Origin of the sequence: Streptomyces sp. NPDC052036 (assembly GCF_040680495.1) — a bacterium.
Lineage (GTDB): Bacteria > Actinomycetota > Actinomycetes > Streptomycetales > Streptomycetaceae > Streptomyces.
Genome location: NZ_JBFAWW010000021.1, coordinates 43640 through 62566 on the forward strand (window position 1 = coordinate 43640; position 18927 = coordinate 62566).

15 protein-coding genes and 1 pseudogene are annotated in these 18927 nt (G+C 71.1%); 3 read left to right on the forward strand and 13 right to left on the reverse strand.

All coding sequences use genetic code 11. The features are described 5' to 3' along the window. Nucleotides 1-50: 50 nt before the first annotated feature. The 3 genes from AB0L95_RS26425 to AB0L95_RS26435 all read right to left on the reverse strand — a co-directional run bounded on the left by AB0L95_RS26425 (nt 51) and on the right by AB0L95_RS26435 (nt 1792). A complete protein-coding gene (locus tag AB0L95_RS26425) occupies nt 51-1001 on the reverse strand; it encodes an NUDIX domain-containing protein (protein WP_365165271.1) in 951 nt (316 codons plus the stop codon). Between the two features lie 250 nt (nt 1002-1251). Beyond that, nucleotides 1252-1500 carry a hypothetical protein gene (locus AB0L95_RS26430; protein WP_365165273.1) on the reverse strand — a complete coding sequence of 83 codons (249 nt, stop codon included), beginning with the start codon at nt 1498-1500 and terminating at the stop codon, nt 1252-1254. Then, nucleotides 1487-1792 (reverse strand): DUF6400 family protein, encoded by a 306-nt coding sequence (locus AB0L95_RS26435; RefSeq protein ID WP_365165276.1) that lies wholly within the window; start codon nt 1790-1792, stop codon nt 1487-1489. Before AB0L95_RS26435 ends, AB0L95_RS26430 begins: the two co-directional genes overlap by 14 nt. A gap of 300 nt (nt 1793-2092) precedes the next feature. Here AB0L95_RS26435 and AB0L95_RS26440 point away from each other — a divergent pair, with 300 nt between their 5' ends. Continuing rightward, a complete protein-coding gene (locus AB0L95_RS26440) occupies nt 2093-2428 on the forward strand; it encodes a DUF6584 family protein (protein WP_365165278.1) in 336 nt (111 codons plus the stop codon). Nucleotides 2429-2611: 183 nt separating this feature from the next. On the opposite strand, the gene AB0L95_RS26445 is transcribed toward AB0L95_RS26440, so the two are convergent. The 6 genes and pseudogenes from AB0L95_RS26445 to AB0L95_RS26470 all read right to left on the reverse strand — a co-directional run bounded on the left by AB0L95_RS26445 (nt 2612) and on the right by AB0L95_RS26470 (nt 9793). Beyond that, entirely contained in the window at nt 2612-3586 is a 975-nt protein-coding gene (locus AB0L95_RS26445) for a hypothetical protein (RefSeq protein ID WP_365165281.1), read from the reverse strand. Further along, nucleotides 3586-4116, reverse strand: a pseudogene (locus AB0L95_RS26450) (MerR family transcriptional regulator); the annotation flags it as partial. The pseudogene AB0L95_RS26450 and the gene AB0L95_RS26445, both read right to left, overlap by 1 nt. Before the next feature lie 273 nt (nt 4117-4389). Continuing rightward, on the reverse strand, nt 4390-5760 hold the full coding sequence (locus AB0L95_RS26455) for a VWA domain-containing protein (protein WP_365165283.1): 1371 nt from the start codon (nt 5758-5760) through the stop codon (nt 4390-4392). Continuing rightward, a complete protein-coding gene (locus AB0L95_RS26460) occupies nt 5757-6614 on the reverse strand; it encodes a MoxR family ATPase (RefSeq protein WP_365165473.1) in 858 nt (285 codons plus the stop codon). The genes AB0L95_RS26455 and AB0L95_RS26460 overlap by 4 nt, the downstream gene beginning before the upstream one ends. A gap of 147 nt (nt 6615-6761) precedes the next feature. Beyond that, complete coding sequence (locus AB0L95_RS26465) at nt 6762-9092, reverse strand: GH92 family glycosyl hydrolase (RefSeq protein WP_365165286.1); 2331 nt, start codon at nt 9090-9092, stop codon at nt 6762-6764. 215 nt (nt 9093-9307) lie between these two features. After that, nucleotides 9308-9793, reverse strand: a complete 486-nt coding sequence (locus AB0L95_RS26470) for a carboxymuconolactone decarboxylase family protein (RefSeq protein WP_365165289.1) — start codon at nt 9791-9793, stop codon at nt 9308-9310. Nucleotides 9794-10005: 212 nt separating this feature from the next. On the opposite strand from AB0L95_RS26470, the gene AB0L95_RS26475 reads away from it, so the two are divergent. Beyond that, complete coding sequence (locus AB0L95_RS26475; protein ID WP_365165475.1) at nt 10006-10896, forward strand: RNA polymerase sigma-70 factor; 891 nt, start codon at nt 10006-10008, stop codon at nt 10894-10896. A gap of 75 nt (nt 10897-10971) precedes the next feature. Here the strand turns inward: AB0L95_RS26475 and AB0L95_RS26480 are convergent, their stop codons facing one another. The 4 genes from AB0L95_RS26480 to AB0L95_RS26495 form a co-directional block, all read right to left on the reverse strand. Further along, nucleotides 10972-13839: an FAD-binding and (Fe-S)-binding domain-containing protein gene (locus AB0L95_RS26480; protein WP_365165291.1), complete on the reverse strand. Its 2868-nt coding sequence runs from the start codon at nt 13837-13839 to the stop codon at nt 10972-10974. 25 nt (nt 13840-13864) lie between these two features. Continuing rightward, a complete protein-coding gene (locus tag AB0L95_RS26485) occupies nt 13865-15040 on the reverse strand; it encodes an anhydro-N-acetylmuramic acid kinase (protein ID WP_365165293.1) in 1176 nt (391 codons plus the stop codon). 84 nt (nt 15041-15124) lie between these two features. Then, complete coding sequence (locus AB0L95_RS26490; RefSeq protein ID WP_365165295.1) at nt 15125-16711, reverse strand: sodium:solute symporter; 1587 nt, start codon at nt 16709-16711, stop codon at nt 15125-15127. 8 nt (nt 16712-16719) lie between these two features. Continuing rightward, the gene (locus tag AB0L95_RS26495; RefSeq protein WP_365165297.1) at nt 16720-17721 is read right to left on the reverse strand and encodes a BadF/BadG/BcrA/BcrD ATPase family protein; all 1002 of its coding nucleotides are present in this window, start codon (nt 17719-17721) and stop codon (nt 16720-16722) included. Nucleotides 17722-17936: 215 nt separating this feature from the next. Here AB0L95_RS26495 and AB0L95_RS26500 point away from each other — a divergent pair, with 215 nt between their 5' ends. Next, the gene (locus AB0L95_RS26500) at nt 17937-18884 is read left to right on the forward strand and encodes a MurR/RpiR family transcriptional regulator (protein ID WP_365165300.1); all 948 of its coding nucleotides are present in this window, start codon (nt 17937-17939) and stop codon (nt 18882-18884) included. Nucleotides 18885-18927 lie beyond the last annotated feature (43 nt).

Here is an 18927-nt window from a genome sequence, read left to right on the forward strand (position 1 = left end):
GAAGCCTCTCTCGTGGCGCCAGAGGTGGGCTGGTGACGGCCGGGTCGGGGTCACCGTGTTTCCCAGCCCATCTCCGTGTACAGCCGCCCCGCACGGATTCCGTCGATCGCCGCCCGGGCGTAGGGGACGATCGGCTCGGGCAGTGCGTCCGGCCGCCACCACTGCCAGCTGAGGCACTTGTCAGGCTCGCGCAGCTCCGGCGTGCCCTCCCAGCGTCGGGCCCGGAAGACCAACTGCATCCGAGGCCGGCCGCCTGGCGTGTGGACGAGGTGTACGGCGTGCACGAACTCCACGTCGGCAGGGGCGATGACGAGGCCGGCTTCCTCAAGGGCCTCCCGGACGAGACAGGAGACGGCCGATTCCTGCTCGCAGTGCCCGGCCAGGAAATGCCAGGTGTTCCCGGCGTACGCGGAGTCGGGGTGGCGCAGACCGAGCAGGATCTCGCCCTGTCCGTTCTCCAGGTGGAGATGGACACCGATGACGTTGGGGACAGCCTGTTGTCCTGCGCGGGGCGCGGGGGCCTGCCGCCGGGCAGCATGGCCGCGCACCAGGTCGAGAGTCGAGGGACTCATCCGTAGACGTGGCATGACCTCCGGGCTGAACCAGCGCAGCATGACCCCCTCGGTGAGGTGGAGGGACTCAGGGTCGCCGTTCCAGCGGGCCACGTAGACCTGGACGGTGACGGTCGAGCCGTCCCCGCGCGTCGCGTGCTCCACCTGGAGCGGCTCCAGCACCGGCAGATCCAGTCCGGCTTCCTCGCGCAACTCCCGGCGTGCTGTCTCCTGCAAAGACCGGTCACCGGGCTCACGCCCGCCGCCGAGCAGTGACCACGATCCTGGCTCCCAGATGTCCGGGCGGTGATCTCGCAGGTGCAGCAGGTATTCGCCGGCGTCGTTGACGATCAGCACCGACGCGTTGTCGGGCTCCCGCAGGCCCGAGGCGGAGCCGGGCGGGGGGCTGGTGTCAGCACGTACCGGTCCGCCCTCTTGAGCCGAGGCCATCGAGTCCGCCTGGAAGCCGCGTGAGCAAGTGATGTCGTTCAGCTCAACGACCCGACGCGCCTTTCGAACGCACGTTTTTCAGACGTGCTGGAGTCCGCGTCCCGACGGGAGGAGGGGAGCGTGCGGGATGCAACCACCCTTGCCGCGTACGGGCCTGGGACGACGGCGATCTTGGCCGAAACGCCGTGCCTTCTCCGCTCAGCGGACCGACGGGGCCAGGACGGGCTACGTCGACTGGTGCCCTACGCGATCACCGGGTCCGGCGATGTCCCTGGTCGTTCACGCGGGTGGCGCCGAAACCGGACTCGTGCGTCCAGATGTGGGTGCACGACGGGCACTGCAGGTGGAGCAGGCTGCCCGTGTTGGAGAGCAGGTAGCGCCAGTGCTTGGTGCATGTCCGCCGCTCCTCGCACGCGGCGCACCCGGCCCTGTCGTCGCAGTTCGGGCAGGCCACCCAGGCGCGGCGGCCGATGTCGGCCTGAGGGTCAAGAGGCAGCACTGCCGTCCCCTCTCCTGGGCAGCACACCGGCCGCGACCAGGTCGTCGTACAGGCGCTGCTGCTCCTCGCTGAGGTTGGAGTACAGCAGGTCACGCGCCTTGTCCTCGTCGCGCAGCACGGCGACGGGATCCCAGTCGGGGCCGAGAGCGGCGAGGACGTGGGTGCGACGCAGGCCCTCGTGCGACGTCAGGTCGACATTGAAGTCGCCGAGCGACGTGCTGTCCGCCGCGGGCCGACCTGCTGCGGCGGGTTCGTCCGGTTCATTGGGAAGAGTGGGGTCATGGGGGGACATATGGCCGAACTTAGGTAGACCTTCTGGGTGAGGCAAGGGCGGGTGGGCGAAGTCACAGCAGGCCGGCGAGCCGCCGCAGAAGCCGCGCGAACGCCGCGACCACCGTGCGCGTCCACGTCGGGACGCTCTGTCATTAGATGCCGGCCCCCGGAGGCGGCGTGGCCAAGATGGTGACGCAATGCTCGGCGTCGCGCCGCAGCCCGCGCCGTCGGACCTCACAGGCGGAACGTCGATGGCCTTCAAGTCGGCATCACTGTCTGCCGACTGCGGCACGGAGAGCCGGCGGAAGCGGGCCGCTGGATGTACCTCGAACAGGACCGGGACGCAGCTGAGAGTTCCGCCTTTGAGGCGAGATACCGCACAGCTCCTCAGCGCATGCGGGCACTCGCCTGGTGCGGCCCTGAGTCGCTCGCCTCGTCACCCTTCGCAAGAGAGCAACTGTCGGCAGTACGAGCAGCCTGCTCCGATGCCATGGGACGTCCCGTCGACTGGGACATGCGGCCACCAGGGCAGCGGGTGGAGAGGGGGGAGCGTCTTCGGCGGCTTCCTCGCAGGGGCCGGATGCCTGGTGGTGTTCCTCGTGTTCCTCGCGATCCGGGTGAACGGACTCGTAGCCCTCTTTGCGTGACGTGGTGACGTCGTGCACGAGGTCGTCGAAATCCTTTGGTGTGTGCTGCGTTGGCGGGCGGGATGTCAGGAACATAGGGTGGTCAGGCGTGCCGGGCAGTGCCCGGCACATCGCACCCGGGGGAGGGTCCATGGCATGGTGGGTGTTGATCCCGGTGGTCTCGATGATCACCGGCCCGATCGCTCTGTACGTCATGACCCGACGCAAGCGTGACACGGACGGCGCCGAAGAGCGGTACGAGGAACTCTCGCGGAAGTACACGGCGCTGCTGGAGGAGTCCACCTCCGGCGAACTGCCCAACGGCCGTCCGCGCCACCCGGAGGACCCCTGAGCCGGCTGACTCCCCCAACCCGCGTGAGCGCAGTGACCGTTTCACGCGGGTCGTCCGCGTGGAACCGGAGCGTACGGGCGAAGGCCTTCGCGCCGAGCGGTCGCACGAACTCCACCGGTTCCGTCAGCTCCACCGTCACCGTGGTCTGGCTGCCCACCGCGAGGTCCAGCACACCGTCGGTGTGCAGCTGCAGCAACCGTCCGTCGGGGTCACGCCGTTCGACCCGGGCGGCGGCGATGACGGCGGCGGGAACCGACAGGTCGAACAGCGCGCCGTAGCGTATGCGCAGCGACCCGTCGGATCCCACGACGTGCGGACGGATCACACAGGACGCGTGCAGGGCGAGGACCAGCACCACACCGTAGACGTCCATGACGAGCAGGACCGCGTCAACGAGCGGCCATGGGATCACCAGTGCCAGCATGACCGTTTCGACGACGGAGACGAAGAGCAGCCCGTACATCATGGCCGTCTGGGGCCCGGTGTACGCGACGGCCAGCGCACCCTCGGGCACCTGGTGGCAGCGGCGCAGCACCCACAACACGAGACTGTTCAGCGCCCGGAGTTCGTGTACGACAAGTCGGCGCGCGACCACGGGAACCAAGGAGTGCAGCGCGCCCCGCACAGCGTCTCGTCGGTCGGCCCCGGCCCGTCGCCGTTCGGCATACAGCCGCCACAGAGCCACTGCCTGGAGTGCGAGGACGGTCGACACCAGCGCTTCGGCCCCGATGAGGACCGCCCCGGGTATCCGTACCCCTGCCACCTCACACACCAGGAGGGTCGCCTCGGCGGGCAGTACCGTCCACACCGCTGCCCGGGCGGTCCGCGGACTCATCACGGCTTCCGGCGCAGCCGGACGGTGAGCTTCTGCATCACCCGGCGCACCACCTCGGCGTGGGCGGGCGGGTAGTCGGCAAGCAACGCTTGTCCGAAGCCCTTCGCCACCGGACCGCTGTACGGGATCGCGGCAAGCACCTCGTCCGGTACGGCGGCAGCCATCTCGTCGGCCAGCGCAGCGACCCGTGGATCGTCCGCCGCGGCCCCGTCCAGTTCGTCCAGCCGCTCGTACAGCCGGAGCACGGCCGGGTCCTCGGCCAACGGCCGCAGGGCGGCGTACACCGCATCCCCGCCGACCGCCGTGTCCAGCAGGGACAGATGCTCGCGGTCCTTGGAAGCCGCGGGCGATGTGGTGGTGGGCGCACTCTTCACAAGTTCGACGAGGGCGGGGGAGAGCGGTGCGTCCGGTGTCAGCGGGCCCTTCAGGAGCGCCGCCAGCACCCTGCGGCGCTCCTGGATCTCGCGCTCCTGCCGGGCGAGGTCGGCGTCCAACTCGCCGAGCACCTCGACCAGTTCGCGCCCGGCGTCCACAGTCTGCCGTGCCCCTGCTGACCTGCGCTTCCAGCGAGCCTGCTCTATGCACTCTCGACGCTGCGCTACGCCTGGCCATTGCCCGAGGCAAACGGGGGAGGGGATGGCTTCGTCACATCTCGGGGGGCGGGTGCCACGGAGGCACCACACACAGGAGAGGAAGACGATCGGCTGCGGCCGCTGCGCCCTGCGTGACGCAGCCGACAGCGGAGTGCCGTGTCGGACAGAGGGACCGCAGGCCTGGGCCGGACAGCTTCTGGCAGGCCCTGGTCAGACCGGCAGCAGCCGGGAGATGATCGCGCTGAGCTGCCGCGCGTTGCGGCACTCGTACATCTCGACGGCACCGGCGTAGTCCGGTGCGGCCGAGTCACCCGTGCCCCATTGGGAGCGCGGCTCGGGGTTCAGCCAGTAGACACGGCGGGCTCGGCGGGCGATGTGCCGTACGGCCGGCAGATTGGGGTCGCCCATGTTGGTGCGGGCGTCGCCCAGCACGAGAACGGTGGTGCGCGAGCCCACCGCGTCGGGATAGCGCTCGTTGAACTCGCCGAACGTGGTCCCGTAGTCGCTGCTGTCGTGCCAGCCCGTCAGCGTCGCTTCCGAGCGGATCCGAGCGCTCAGCGCGGCGGGATCGGCGGCGCCGTGCGCCAGAATCCTGGTCACCTCGTCGACCTGGTTGACGAAGGCGAACACCCGCACCTTGCTGAACTGGTCGTGCAGCGCTTGCACCAGCAGCATCGTGAAGTCCGAGAATCCCGACACCGAGCCCGAGACATCGCACAGCAGCACCAGCTCGGGCCGGACGGGGCGGCGCCGGCGCAACACGGGCCGTATCGGCACGCCGCCTGTCGACAGCGACCCACGCAGTGTGCGCCGCAGGTCGATGGTGCCGCGGGCGGCACGTCGGCGGCGGGCGGCAAGCCGGGTGGCCAGCTTGCGCGCGAGCGGCTGAACGACCCTGCGCAGTTCGGCGAGTTGATCTCGTCCCGCGAAGAGAAAGTCGACCCGGTCGGCAGTGGGCGCCACCGCTCGCCGCGCGATCTCGTCCGGGCCGCGCCGCTCGGCGACACGGCGCCGCGCCTCCACGGCGACCTGCTGACGGAACGCCTCGATACGCCGGCGGACCTCGTCCTCCAGCAGCCGGTCGGTGAAGCCCGCCACGTCCTGCTGCGCCCGGACGCTGTCACGGACGCGTGCCATCAGCGTCTGCGGGCGGAGCCGATCGAGCGTCTGGTACGACGACCAGCCGTCCGACTCCGGCGACGACCCGTACCCGCCGAAGCCGTCCACCGCCTCCACCGCCAACCGGGCCATGGCCGCTCGGTCGTCGGCGGCAAGAGCGGCTGCGAGCCGGTCCCGCAGCTCCTCGCGGTCCGCGGGGGCCTCCCCGGTTCGGACCCCGACGCGGGCCGGAAAGTACACATCGAAGACGCCATCGAACACCCGCCGCTGTCCCTCGCTGTGCAGCAGCGCGGCCGCCAGCCCTTCGCGCAGCAGCTCGCGGTCCGCCAGGCCGAGGAGCTCCGCCGCCTGCGCGGCATCCACGGTCTCGCCGGTGCCGATCCGCATGCCGTGCGAACGCAGCGCGCCGACCAGACCCGTCAGCCGTCCGGCGACACCCGTCGACGGCGCGGGGGCGCTCACACGGCGTCCAGGTCGAGCTTCGCCGCGGCCTTGAGGACGTCCTCCTGATGCTTGAGGAGCACACCTAGGGTCTCGCGCACGACGCTCTCCTCCAGGGCGCCGACGTCGAGCGCCAACAGGGTGCGCGCCCAGTCGATGGTCTCGGCGACCGAAGGGACCTTGCGCAGATCCATCTCGCGCAGCGCCCTGACCACTCGTACCAGGGACTCGGCCAGGAGCCCGTCGATGCCCGGAACCTTGAGCCGGACGATGCGACGCTCCAGCTCCTCCTCGGGAAAGCCGATGTGGAGGAAGAGGCAGCGGCGGCGCAGCGCCTCCGACAGTTCGCGGCTCGCGTTCGAGGTGAGGACCACGAAGGGGCGCCGGGTCGCAGTCACCGTCCCCAGCTCGGGGACGGTGACCTGGAAGTCGCTGAGCACCTCCAGGAGCAGCCCCTCCACCTCGACGTCCGCCTTGTCGGTCTCGTCGATCAGCAGCACCTTGGGATCGTCCCCGCGGATGGCGGTCAGCAGCGGACGCGGCAGCAGGAACTCCTCGCTGAAGATGTCCGTGCGTGTCGCGTCCCAGGTCTCGTCACGGCTCGCGCTGATGCGCAGCAGTTGCTTGGCGTGGTTCCACTCGTACAACGCCCTGGACTCGTCGATGCCTTCGTAGCACTGCAGCCGGACCAGCTGTGCCCCGGCGACCTGGGCGACGGCCTTGGCCAGTTCGGTCTTGCCGACCCCGGCGGGGCCCTCCACCAGAAGCGGCTTGCCGAGCCGGTCGGCCAGGAACACCGTCGTCGCGACCGCGGGGGACGCCAGATAGCCGGTTTCCGCGAGGCGCGCGGAAACATCGTCGACGGATGCGAACAGCAACGGGGCCTCCAGCCGGGCACGAGACAGGTCCAGTACTATCTAAGCGCTTGCTCACTGCTTCTGTCACGTGTGAGGAGTGCCATGCGCACCCGGCGGCGGATCGCCCGCCGCCCGGAAGGCGACGGGAATCCGTGTGCGTCTGTGTCAGTGGAGCGCCGGCGGCGCTGCCTGGGCGGCCGTGCCCCAGTCCGACGGCTCGGTACCGACCGTGAAGGCGAGCGACCGCATCCCTCGCAGTGCGTCCGTCGTCAGGTAGGTGCGGCCGTAGGGGGAGCCGTCGACACGGGCCGACTGGATGTAGCGGCGACCGTCCGAGGTGCCGGGAGCCGTCACCGTGAGCAAGCCACGCGGGTAGTAGCGCCGGTCGAGTGTCAGGTCGACCCGCGCGAAGACCGGTGTGGACAGGCCCCAGGTGTCATAGCCGGGCTGGACCGGGAAGATGCCGATCGACGACAGCACGTTCCAGGCGGACATGGTGCCCAGGTCGTCGTTGCCGGTCATGCCCGTCGGGGTGTCCGTGAAGAGGGTCAGCGCCGCGTGCACCACGTCGGTCGTCTTCCATGGCCGGCCGGTCGAGAGGTACGTGTACGGGGCGATGAGGTCGGGCTCGTTCTGCGGGTTGTACTTGTCCGCGTTGTAGTACGCGTACGGCCCGTTCACCCACACCTCGCGGGCGGTCTTCGCGGGGTCCTTGAGCAGCTGGTCGTAGGCGAAGAAGGCGTCCAGCCGATCGTCGGCCGCCTGCCTTCCGCCGATGAGGTCGACCATGCCCGGCAGGTCCTGCGGCACCATCCACTGGTACTGCCAGGAGGTGCCTTCGTGGAAGCCCTCGCTCTGGGCGGGGTCGGCCGGTCCGGTGAAGGAGCCGGAGGCGTCGCGGGCACGGAAGAAGCCCGTCGAGGGGTCGAAGATCCTTCGGTAGTTCTGGGCTCGGGCGGCGTAGCGCGCCGCGTCGGCGGTGTGTCCGAGACCGCGGGCCATCTCGGCGAGCATCGCGTCCGAAAGGGCGTACTCCAGCGTCGCGGAGGCGCCGTGGTCGTAGTCCGAGTCGCCCGGCTTCGTGTGCGGGCGGCCCTTGATGTAGGGCGCGAAGCCGTTCGCGATGTACTCCTTGTCGGCCTCGCGGCCCACGGCCGGCGAGTCGGCGGGCGGCACCCCGTCGGCGTTCTTCTTCAGGGCGCGGTAGGCCCGCTCCTCGTAGCCCTTGAGCAGCCCCTGCTGATAGGCGTTGGTGAGGAACGGAGTGACCGGGTCGCCCGTCATGATGTTCGTCTCGACGGTGCCGTAGCCCCATTTCGGCAGCCAGCCGCTCTCCTCGTCGATCTTGATGACGGAGATCGCCATGTCGCGGGCCTCACGCGGCGCGAGCAGTGACAGCAGCTGGGTCTGGGTGCGGTAGGTGTCCCACAGAGACCAGTTCTGGTAGTACGTGAACCCCCTCGTCCGGTGGATCTTCTGGTCCCAGCCGGTGTAGCGGCCGTCGGTGTCGCTGCCGATGTTCGGCGCCAGGAAGGACCGGTACAGGGACGAGTAGAAGGTGCGGCGCAGCGTGTCGCTGCCGCCCTGTGCACGTACGTTGTCGAGCCGGTCCTCCCAGGTGCGCTGCGCGGCCTCCCGGACCTGCTGGAAGGAACGGCCGCCCTCCGCGCGGAGGTTCAAGGCCGCGCCGTGGGCGTCGACGTACGACAGCGCGGTCGTCGCCTCGACGGTGCGGTCCTTGGTCGTGTCGAAGCGGACGTAGGCGCCGTCCCGCCCCGTCCGTGACCCGTCGGTGGTAGTGGAGCCGTTCCAGGTGCCGTACGCGGTGAACGGGCGGGCGAAGCGGGTGAGTGTGTAGAGGGTGTACGGCTTGGTGTCCTGGCAGAAGCCGCTGCCCGTGATCGTGGTGCGGACGGTCCGGTTGTCGAGGATCTCGACCTTGGTCGAGACCGTTCGGTGCAGTGATTGGCCCGCGTTGAGCAGGACGTTGGCCTTGTCGGTGGCGGGGAAGGTGTAGCGCTGCACGCCCGTGCGTGCGGTGGCGGTCAGTTCGGCCTCGATGCCGGACGTCAGCCCGACCTTGTAGTAGCCGGGGCCGGCCTTCTCGGTGTCGTGGCTGAACTCGGCCTGGTACTTGGCGTCATCGGTCTCGGTGACGTCGCCGACCGTCGGCAGCACGGGCAGATCGCCGCCCAGGCCGCAGCCCACGCCGGAGAGGTGGACGAGGGAGAAGCCGCGGATATGGTTCTGCGCGTAGTCGTAACCGGTGTTGTGCCCGGTGTCCGGCGAGAACTGCACCATCCCGAAGGGCACGGCGGCGCCGGGGTAGGTGTTGCCCTCGTTCTCGGTTCCGATGAACGGGTTGACGAGGTCGGTGAGCCGGCCTTCCGCGGACGAGGCCGCCTGGGCCGTGGGCGCCCCGAGGGCGCCGCCGAGGAGTGCGACCGCTGTCACGATGACCGTGCTCGTACCCCGTATGCGTCTGGTCCATCTCATGGGCGTCAGCGCCTCCCCACCTCTTGGATAACGTTGTCAAGGATGAGGGCGCCCATTGTTCGCGGTGGGTGTGTACTCGTCAACAGTGCCTGTGTCCGAGGTGGTTGGGTGCGGCTGCCATGCCGTGCGTTCGTGGGCGCCGTTGCCGCGCCCGGACGTGCGCGGGCCCGGCCCCGGACCGAACGATCCGGGGCCGGGCCGGACTCGTCCGCCGGTCAGTCGACCATGGCGGCGAACATGCCGGGTTCGTAGGAACCTCCTCGCTGGTGCACGATCACGGCGAGCCGGTTGGCTGCGTTGATCATGGCGACCAGGGAGACCAGCGCGGCGATCTGGTCGTCGTCGTAGTGCTTGCGTACCCGGGCCCAGGTCTCGTCGGACACGCCGTCGTGCGCGTCGGCGAGCCGGGTGCCCTCTTCGGCGAGCGCCAGCGCGGCGCGCTCGGCCTCGGTGAACACGGTGGACTCGCGCCAGGCGGCCACCAGGTGGAGCCGGACCGCGGTCTCACCGGCGGCTGCGGCCTCCTTGGTGTGCAGGTCGACGCACCAGCCGCAGCCGTTGATCTGGCTGGCGCGCAGCGACACCAACTCCTGCGTGGACTTGGGCAGCGGCGACTGGGCGATCACCAGGCTGGCGTTGGCGAACCGCTTGGCGAACTTGGCGGCGGTCTCGTTCTCGAACAGGTTGAATCGGGCGTCCATGATGTCGTCCTCACTCGTGGCGTGGCACTGAACGAACACGAGATGCCGGCGACCCGCCCCCTGTGACGGGACGGCAGTGTGACGTGCGCCACCCTGTTGGAGTGTCACAAAGCCACGGGGACCGACGTCTTGTGCGCGTGGCAGCGTCGGGAGCGAACAGGCAGGAGCAGCCGGTGGAGAACGAGCGCACACAGGACACGGCCGGTCAGCCCGTGGGCGGTGGACGCGCGGACCCCGCCACCGAGACGTTCGTCGCCCACCGCAACCTGCTGTTCACCGTCGCCTACGAGATGCTCGGCTCGGCCGCCGACGCGGAGGACGTCCTGCAGGAGACCTGGTTGCGATGGGTGGGTGTCGATCTCGGCTCGGTGCGGGATCAGCGTGCGTACCTGGTCCGGATCGCCACGCGCCAGGCGCTGAGCCGGCTGCGCACCCTCGGCCGCCGCAAGGAGTCCTACGTCGGTCCCTGGCTGCCGGCGCCGTTGCTGACCGCCCCGGACGTGGCCGAGGACGTCGAGCTGGCCGACAGCGTCTCGATGGCGATGCTGCTGGTGCTGGAGACACTCTCGCCCGTCGAACGGGCGGTGTTCGTGCTGCGCGAGGTGTTCGACCTCGGGTACGACGAGATCGCCGAAGCCGTCGACAAGAGCCCGGCCGCCGTCCGCCAGATCGCGCACCGGGCGCGGGCCCATGTCGCGGCGCGCCGCCCGCGCGGAGTCGTCTCCCCGGCCGAGACCCGACATGCGCTCGATGCGTTCCAACGGGCCGCCGCGACGGGCGACTTGCAGGGCCTGCTCGACATCCTTGCGCCGGATGTCGTCTTCCTGGGCGACGGTGGCGGGATCAAACAGGCCCTCCAGCAGCCCGTCGTCGGGGCCGACAAGGTGGCCCGTCTGCTGGCCGCCGGGCTGAACAGGGCCACCACGGCGGCGCTGCGACTGGCCCAGGTCAATGGCTGTCCGGCGCTGGTGCTCCGGCTCGACGGAGAGATCGACACCGTCGTGGCGGTGCGCGTCGACGACGGACTCATCACCGGGCTCTACGCCGTGCGCAATCCCGAGAAGCTGTCGCACATGGGGCAGGAGACCGCCCTGCGCCGCTGAGCCCGAGGCCCGGAGCCCTCGGAGACGAGCGCACCCCCGCCTCCCTGCCGCGGCACGGCCTCGCTGCCGACCGGGTCACACGGTGGCCTCGTCGAGGAGTTCGAGCACATGCCGGTAGGGCCGGCCGGTGGCGCGGGTCATGCCCATCTCGCATGTGCGGTTGCACGAGGCGTACGCGTCGAAATCGCCCGCGGTGACCTCGGCGGCCTGGGCGGCCGTGGCCGAGGCGGTGACCTCCGGGTGGAGCAGACCACGGTCCCCGGCGAAGGCGCAGCAGCCCCAGCTGTCGGGCACGGTCACCTCGGCGCTGACGGCGGCGGCAACGGTGCGCAAGGAGGCGTCGATGCCGAGGTGGACGGTGGAGCAGGTGGGATGCAGGGCGAGACTGCCCAGACGACGAGGCGTGGGCAGGGCGGGCAGGAGGCGTTCCGCCGTGAAGACGACGCTGTCGACGAAGCGCAGCGCGGTGAAGCGGGCACGGTCGGACTCCGGGAGCGCGTCGGCCAGTTGCTCCAGACCGTGCGTGCAGGACGACGCGTCACAGACCACCGGCAGCCGGCCGCCGTCACTGGCCTCCCACAGCGCCTGCAGCGTACGGGCGGCCATGGTGCGGTGTCCGGCGGTGTAGCCCTTGGACTGCCAGGGTGTGCCGCAGCACAGGTTCGACAGGTCGTCGGGCACCGTCACAGGGACGCCGGCGCGGTCGCAGAGCCGCAGGAACGCGGCCGCCGCGCCGCCGGAGGTGCCCTCGGGTGCGAAGACGCTGCCGATGCACGCGGCGAAGAACACCGCTTGCGCCTCGGCGGGCCGCCGGGGCGCGGGGCGGGCGGGACCGCCGCGGGGGATGTCGTCGGCCCAGGCCGGCACCAGCTCCGCCGCCCCCGCCGTGCGGATCGCACTTGTCGCGGCGCGGAGGACGGGCGCGGGCATGAGGTGCGCGGTGTTCAGTGCGGTGCGCACGCCGGTGACCGCGCTCCTCCAGTGCCGGGCGGCCGTGGTGCCCGCCCGCTGGGCCGTGGCGCTGTGGCGCTCGGCGCGCAGGCGTTTCATGACGGCGCCGGTGTCGATGGTGACCGGGCAGGCGGTCACACAGAGGCTGTCGGCGGCGCAGCTGTCGACGGCCGCGTAGGCGTAGTCGGCTTCCAAGGCGTTGCGGCGTTCCTCGTCGCCGACGGCGGTGGCCAGCGCGATCTCCCGTTGCAGGGCGATGCGCTGACGGGGCGTCGTCGTGACGTCCGCGGTCGGGCAGACCGGTTCGCAGTAGCCGCACTCCACGCAGGCGTCGAGCGCCGCATCGACCTCGGGGACGCTCTTGAGGCTGTGCAGGTGCGCGGCCGGGTCGTCGGTCAGCAGCACCCCGGGGTTCAGGACGCCGTGCGGGTCGCACAGCCGCTTCAGCTCGGTCATGACCTCGTACAGCTCGTCGCCGTACTGGCGCCGCACGAACGGGGCCATGGCGCGGCCGGTGCCGTGTTCGGCCTTCAGGGTGCCGCCGGCTTCCAGGACGAGGTCGACCATGGCGTCGGTGAAGCGGGCGTAGCGCTCGGTCTCGACTCGGGTGTCGAAGTCCTGGGTGAGCATGAAGTGCAGATTGCCGTCCCGGGCATGGCCGAAGATCACCGCGTCCTGGTAGCCGTACCGGTCGAACAGGCCGATCAGTCCCTCGCAGGTGCCGGTCAGCCGCTCCATGGGGACCGCGATGTCCTCCAGCAGCGCGGTGGTACCCGGGCGGCGCGCCCCCGCCACCGCGGTGTACAGGCCCTTGCGCAGATGCCACAGCCGTGCCCGCACCCGTGCGTCGCGGGTCAGTGCGGTGCCCGTGACGGCGGGCAGGCCGTCCAGGACCGGCTGGGCGGCGGCCACGGTCGCGTCCAGCGCCTCGGCGTTGTCCTCGGCGAACTCCACCAGCAGCGCGGCATGTCGCTCCACGCTCAGACCGCGCAGGTCGTCCACGGGGTCGGGGGAGCGCTGTGCCACGCGCAGCGACGCGGCGTCCAGCAGCTCGGCGGTGCGGGCCCCGGCGGCCAGCAGCGCCGGCAGTGCGTCGGTCGCCTCGGCAAGACCGGGCAGTACGAGCAGTCCCGTGGCGGTGTGAGGGAGCAGCGGCACGGTACGGAAGACGGCCTCGCCGACGAAGCCGAGGGTCCCCTCGCTGCCGATCATCAGATGGGCGAGGATGTCGACGGGGTCGGTGTGGTCCAGGAACGAGTTCAGGCCGTAGCCCATGGTGTTCTTCATCGCGAACAGCCGTTCCACCGTGACCCGGGAGGCCGCCGAGCCGCGGACCCGGTCCCGCAACCTCAGCAGCCCGGCGTGGAGTTCGGGCTCCCGCGCCCGCAACCCCTGGTCGGCGTCCCGGTCCGCGGTGTCCACCACGGTGCCCGACGGCAGCACGAACTGCAGCGACTCCATGGTGCGGTAGGCGTTGTCGCGGGTGCCGCAGTTCATGCCGCTGGAGTTGTTGGCGACCAGTCCGCCGATGGTGCACGCGGACTCGCTGGCCGGGTCGGGGCCCAGCCGGCGCCCGTACCGGGCGAGCCGCGCGTTGGCCTGACGCACCGTCAATCCCGGCTGGAGCCGGATCCGCGCGCCCTCGTCGAGGACCTGTGCGGCGCGCCAGTGGCTGCGGACGTCGACGAGAAGGCCCTCACCGCCCGCCTGCCCCGCCAGGCTGGTACCGCCCGAACGCAACGTCAGCGGCACCCCCGCGCTGCGCGCCCCCGCCATCAGCGCGCCCACCTCGGCTGCCGACGCCGCACGTACGACCGCCTGCGGAGTGAAGAGATACGGGGAGGCGTCGTGGGCCACCGCGATCCTGCGGGGCATCTCGGTGGACACCCGCGCCGGGTCGTCGACACACCCGGCCAGGATCTCGGCCAGGCCGGCCGGAGCCGACTCTTGGGCGGTGGGCGCGGCGGAGGGGGTGGCAGCGGGGATGGTCATGGTTCCTCGGTACGGGGGAGGGCGGTCAGTGGACGTCGGTGATCCGCAGCAGGCGCGGCGGGCGCGCGGCGGGCTCGGGCAGACGCAGCGGCGACAGACCAGGGGTGATGCTGCCCAGCAGCGCGGCGCGGCGGGCCCCCGTACCCGAGGGAAGGGCGCCGGGCAGACCGTTCACGGTGAGGAAGCCCAGCACGGCGAACGCCAGTGCCTCCTTCGCGTCCGACGGCAGACCCAGCTCGTCGCTGGGGCGCAGCGTCACACCGGGCAGTTCGTCGGCGAGCATGCGCATCAGCACCGGGTTGCGCAGGCCACCACCGGACACCACCAGGTTCGTGACCCAGTTGGCGCGGCAGGCGTCCGCCACCGTGACGGCGGTCAGCCTGGTCAGGGTGGCCAGGACGTCGTCCGCGGCGGGCGTGGGCACCGCTGCCAGCGCCCGCAGCAGATACGGCAGATGGAAGTGCTCTTTCCCGGTGCTCTTCGGCGCGGGTCTGCGGTAGTACGGGTCGTCGAGGAGCGCGGTGAGCAACTCGGCGCTGACGCGGCCGGCACCCGCCCGGCGACCGTCCTCGTCGTAGGCGGCGGCGCCGTCGGTGAAATGGCGTACGGCGGCGTCCAGCAGCGCGTTGGCGGGACCGGTGTCGAAGGCCAGCGGTTCCGCGCCCGGCGCGACGACCGTGACATTCGCGATACCGCCCAGGTTCAGCGCCGCCGGGATGCCCGGCAGTCCCCGCAGGAGCAGGGTGTCGGTCATGGCGACCAGCGGTGCTCCCTGCCCGCCCGCGGCCACATCCCGGCTGCGCAGATCGGAGACGACCGGGAGCCCGGTGGCCTCGGCGATCCAGGCGGGCTGGCCCACCTGCAGGGTGCCGCGGACGGTGCCGTCCTCCACCCAGTGGTGCAGGGTCTGGCCGTGGGACACCACGAGGTCCGCTGTGCCGTCGCACAGTTCGCTCAGGGCGTGTCCGGCGGCGTCGGCGAAGGCCTGGCCGATACCGGTGTCCAGCGCGCACATGGCCTGGGTGGTCGTCGCGGCGGGCGGCAGCGTGGCGGCGATCAGGTCGCGCAGTTCGTCCGGGTAGGGGACGGAGAGGTGGCCGAGCGGCCGCATGTGCAGGGTGTCGCCGACCAGGGTGAGGTCGGCGGCGGCCGCCTCGATGGCGTCGTACGAGGTGCCGGACATCAGGCCGATCACACGCATGGCTTCTCCCGGTGGGGATCGCGGGACGAACGGATGGGCCCGGGTGCGGGGCCGCCCGTGGGGCGGCCCCGCACCCGGGCGTTGTCACTCCAGGCCGGCGCCCGCCGCCAAGCGGTCCGAGCCGGAACCGGACTCCGGCTCACCGCCGGGCAGCGTGACCTCGTTGACCGTCTGCACCTGCGGCGCGCGGTGGAACAGGCTCATCACACCGCCCACCAGCAGCGTGATCAGCACACCGATCGGCACGAGCCACTGGGCCGCGATCGCGGTGGGCACCGTCGCCCCGGCCACCGTGACGTCGATCTTGACGTCGCGCACGATGTAGGTCATCACCGCGATCGTCACCAAGAAGGCCACGACGGAGTCGACCTGGTTGGCCCGCTTGACCAGCCGCCCCAGCAGGAACGCGCCGAGCAGCGCACCGTAGGTGTAGCCCGCGATCGTCAGACCGGTCAGATACACATTGCCCGTGCTGGCGCTGAACGCACACGCGAAGACGGCCATGAGCACCGCCCACACCAGCGTCATCACCCGGGCCAGCTTGAGCAGGGACTCCTCGGACGGTGTGCTGCGGAAGAAGCTGTGGATGATGTCGGCGACCGTCGAGTTGGACATGGAGTTCAGCGCGGAGGACAGCGAGCCCATCGCGGCGCCGAGGATGCCGGCCACCAGCAGACCGGAGATCACCACGGGCAGCCCGTGCAGGATGAAGTTCGGGTAGAGGTTGTCGGCGCTGGCCAGGCCCAGCTGCTTGAAGTCCTTGCCCTGGTTGTAGGACCACAGCAGGGCGCCGACGAGGGAGAAGGCAGCGAACTGGAGGGTCACGAAGACACCGGAGGCGATCATGGCCTTCTGACCGTCGCGCAGCGAGCGGGTGGCCAGGATGCGCTGGACGATCAGCTGGTCGGAGCCATGGCTGGCCATCGCGAAGATGGCGCCGCCGATGATCGCGGTGGGCAGGGCGAACGGGCTGGTGAGGATGTGCGCCAGGTCGAAGTTGGTGTCGAAGAGCTTGAAGTGGCCCGTGTCCAGGGCGCGCGAGAAGCCGTCGGCGCCGACGTGGCCGGACAGCACGGCGATGGCGAGGATCGCGCCGCCCAGGTACAGGGCCATCTGGATGGCGTCGGTCCAGATGACCGCCTTGATACCGCCGAGGTAGGTGTAGACGACGGTGATCACCGTGAGCACGATGATGATGACGCGGAAGCTCGCGTGCACGCCGAACTCGTCGAGCAGCAGCTTGATCGGGATCGCGGAGGCGAACAGGCGGACGCCTTCGGCGAGCAGCCGGGTGAAGACGAAGGTCACCGAGGCGAGCCCCTGCAGTTTGAGCCCGAATCTGCTTCCCAGGTACTGGTACGCGCTGACGAATCCGCCGCGCTTGTACAGGGGAATCAGCACGGTGGCCACGACGATGCGGCCGATCACATAGCCGAGGGCCAGTTCGACGTTGCCGAAGCCCTGGCCGCTGTAGGCACCGCCGGGCACGCTGATGACGGTGAGCACGCTGGTCTCGGTGGCGACCACCGAGAACGAGACGGTCCACCACGGCATGTGGCTTTCGCCGACGAAGTAGTCCTTCGCCGTCTTCTGCCGTCCGGCCAGGCGCAGTCCGATCATGGCGATGGCGACCAGATAGACGACGATCACCACGAGGTCGAGTTGGCGCACGCTCACTCCTAAGCGACGGCCGGCGGAGTCACCGGCGGGGTGGGGACAGGGGGGAGGGGCGTCGTCCGCCGTACGCGGGCGACGTGGGGTTCGTGCGGTGCCGAGGCGTCCAGCGCCAGCAGGCGCGCGCCGTCCAGCGGGTCCCCGAGCGGGGGCCGCAGGTGCAGGGGGTGCGGGGAGGCGGTGAGTGCCGCCCGCAGCGGGTCGAGCAGCGGTTCGCCGAGGCCGGTGAGCCCGCCGGTGATGGTGACGGGGAGAGCGTCGCCGCCGCCGATCCGGCGGGCGGCGGTGAGCACCGCCTCGCCGAGCGCGTCGGCGGCGTCCCGGACGATCGCGGCGGCGGCGGCGTCACCCGCGGCGGCGGCACGGGCCACGTCCGGGGCGAAGGACGCGGCGGTGCGGGCGGGGTTGCCGTCCCGTCCGACGGCCGAGGGCAGCCGGTCAGGATCGCCGAAGCGCTCGACGGCGGCGGCCAGCAGCGCGGTGTCCGGCCCGCGTCCGTCATGGGCGCGCAGCGCGGCCCGCAGGCCCGCCGCGCCGATCCAGGCGCCGCTGCCCTCGTCGCCGAGCCAGGGACCCCAGCCGTCGACGCGGGCGTACGATCCGTCGTCCCCGATACCGATGGCGACGGAGCCGGTGCCGATCGCGAGCACCACACCGGTGCGGCCTCCGAGGGCGCCCGCGTGGGCGGTGACGGCGTCGCTGGTGACGGCCACCTCGTCCGCGGGCAGGTCGTCGAGGAGCTGGGTGGCCAGTTCGCGGGCCGCCTCCGGTGCGGCGGCCGCCCCCGCCGCGCCCACACAGACAGCCGCCAGCCGGGACGAGGGCTCGCCTGCGAGCAGCGGGAGGACCGCGGCGCGCACGGCGGCGCGGGCCGCTGCCACTCCGTTGTCCGCGGCGAGCCCGGGAGCTCCGGGCACCTCGCGGACGTCATGGGCGGGGCTGTCGCCGGACCACAGCACGGCACGGCAGCCGGTTTTGCCGAGGTCCACCGCCACGGTTGCTGTCATGGGGCACGCCTTCGCGTCTCCAGGGATCCGGCGCGTCGGGCGGTCACGGGGACGGCCGCAGGGCCGGTGACCGGCGCGGATCGCGGTCCAGCGAGTATCCGAAGGCCGACCTCCGAATGTCAATAAGTAACTTCCCGTAGATCGGCACGTAAATTTTTGACGTGCCATCGGGGTGTGATTAATGTGTCGCCCACCCACTCAGGAGGGAACGGCCCATGGCCCGCCAGGAACCACCCCGCACACCGGTCCAGCCGGCGGAGGACACCACCCCTGCCGCGACCCTGGCACGCATTCGCGCGGCGCTGCCGACCCTGGCCCCCTCCGAACGGCGGGTCGCCGACGCCGTCCTGGCCGATCCCGCGCAGGCCTCGGAGCTGTCCATCAGCGCCCTCGGCAAGCGGGCCGACACCTCGGTGGCCACGGTGATGCGCTTCTGCCGCGCCATAGGCATCGCCAACTACCCCCAACTGCGCCTCGCGCTCGCCGCGGCCGCCGCCCGCGAGCACGCCCTCGGCGGCGAACGTCCGACGCCGGGCACCGACATCAGCGCCACCGACACGCTCGACGCGATCGTCAAGAAGATCATCTACAACGAGGTACGCGCTCTGGAGGACACCGGGGCCGGGCTGGACCTCCAGGTACTGGGCCGCGCGGTGGACGCGGTGGCGGGGGCCCGGCGGATCGACATCTTCGGCGTCGGCGCCAGTGCGTTCGTCGGCCAGGACCTGCACCAGAAGCTGCACCGGATCGGCCACATGGCCTTCATCTGGACCGACCGGCACGCCGCCCTCACCGCCGCCGCCCTGCTCGGGCCCGGCGACGTCGCCCTGGCCATCTCCCACTCCGGGGAGACCGAGGACACCCTCGAGCCCCTCCAGGCCGCCGCCGAACGCGGCGCCGCCACCATCGCCCTCACCAACGTCCCGCGCTCCACACTCGCGCAGAGCGCGGACCTCGTGCTGACGACATGTGCCCGGGAGACTCCCTTCCGCTCGGGCGCGACCGTCAGCCGCATCGCTCAACTCGCGCTCATCGACTGCCTGTTCGTCGGCGTGGCACAGCGTTCCTACGACGCCACGACCGCGGCGCTCGAGAAGACCTACGGGGCCATCCAGCGCCGCAGGCGCCCGCAGTCGCAGCGCCGCACACCGGCCGGCGACTGACCGCCACCCCTGCCTCCCCCCTTCAGCACCACCCTTGAAAGGA

Bases quoted from the DNA above. Each gene is read 5' to 3' on its own strand.
- AB0L95_RS26425 (WP_365165271.1), bottom strand. From the start codon at position 1,001: ATGGCCTCGGCTCAAGAGGGCGGACCGGTACGTGCTGACACCAGCCCC.
- AB0L95_RS26435 (WP_365165276.1), bottom strand. From the start codon at position 1,792: ATGTCCCCCCATGACCCCACTCTTCCCAATGAACCGGACGAACCCGCC.
- AB0L95_RS26440 (WP_365165278.1), top strand. From the start codon at position 2,093: ATGTACCTCGAACAGGACCGGGACGCAGCTGAGAGTTCCGCCTTTGAG.
- AB0L95_RS26445 (WP_365165281.1), bottom strand. From the start codon at position 3,586: ATGAGTCCGCGGACCGCCCGGGCAGCGGTGTGGACGGTACTGCCCGCC.
- AB0L95_RS26465 (WP_365165286.1), bottom strand. From the start codon at position 9,092: ATGAGATGGACCAGACGCATACGGGGTACGAGCACGGTCATCGTGACA.
- AB0L95_RS26470 (WP_365165289.1), bottom strand. From the start codon at position 9,793: ATGGACGCCCGATTCAACCTGTTCGAGAACGAGACCGCCGCCAAGTTC.
- AB0L95_RS26480 (WP_365165291.1), bottom strand. From the start codon at position 13,839: ATGACCATCCCCGCTGCCACCCCCTCCGCCGCGCCCACCGCCCAAGAG.
- AB0L95_RS26485 (WP_365165293.1), bottom strand. From the start codon at position 15,040: ATGCGTGTGATCGGCCTGATGTCCGGCACCTCGTACGACGCCATCGAG.
- AB0L95_RS26495 (WP_365165297.1), bottom strand. From the start codon at position 17,721: ATGACAGCAACCGTGGCGGTGGACCTCGGCAAAACCGGCTGCCGTGCC.
- AB0L95_RS26500 (WP_365165300.1), top strand. From the start codon at position 17,937: ATGGCCCGCCAGGAACCACCCCGCACACCGGTCCAGCCGGCGGAGGAC.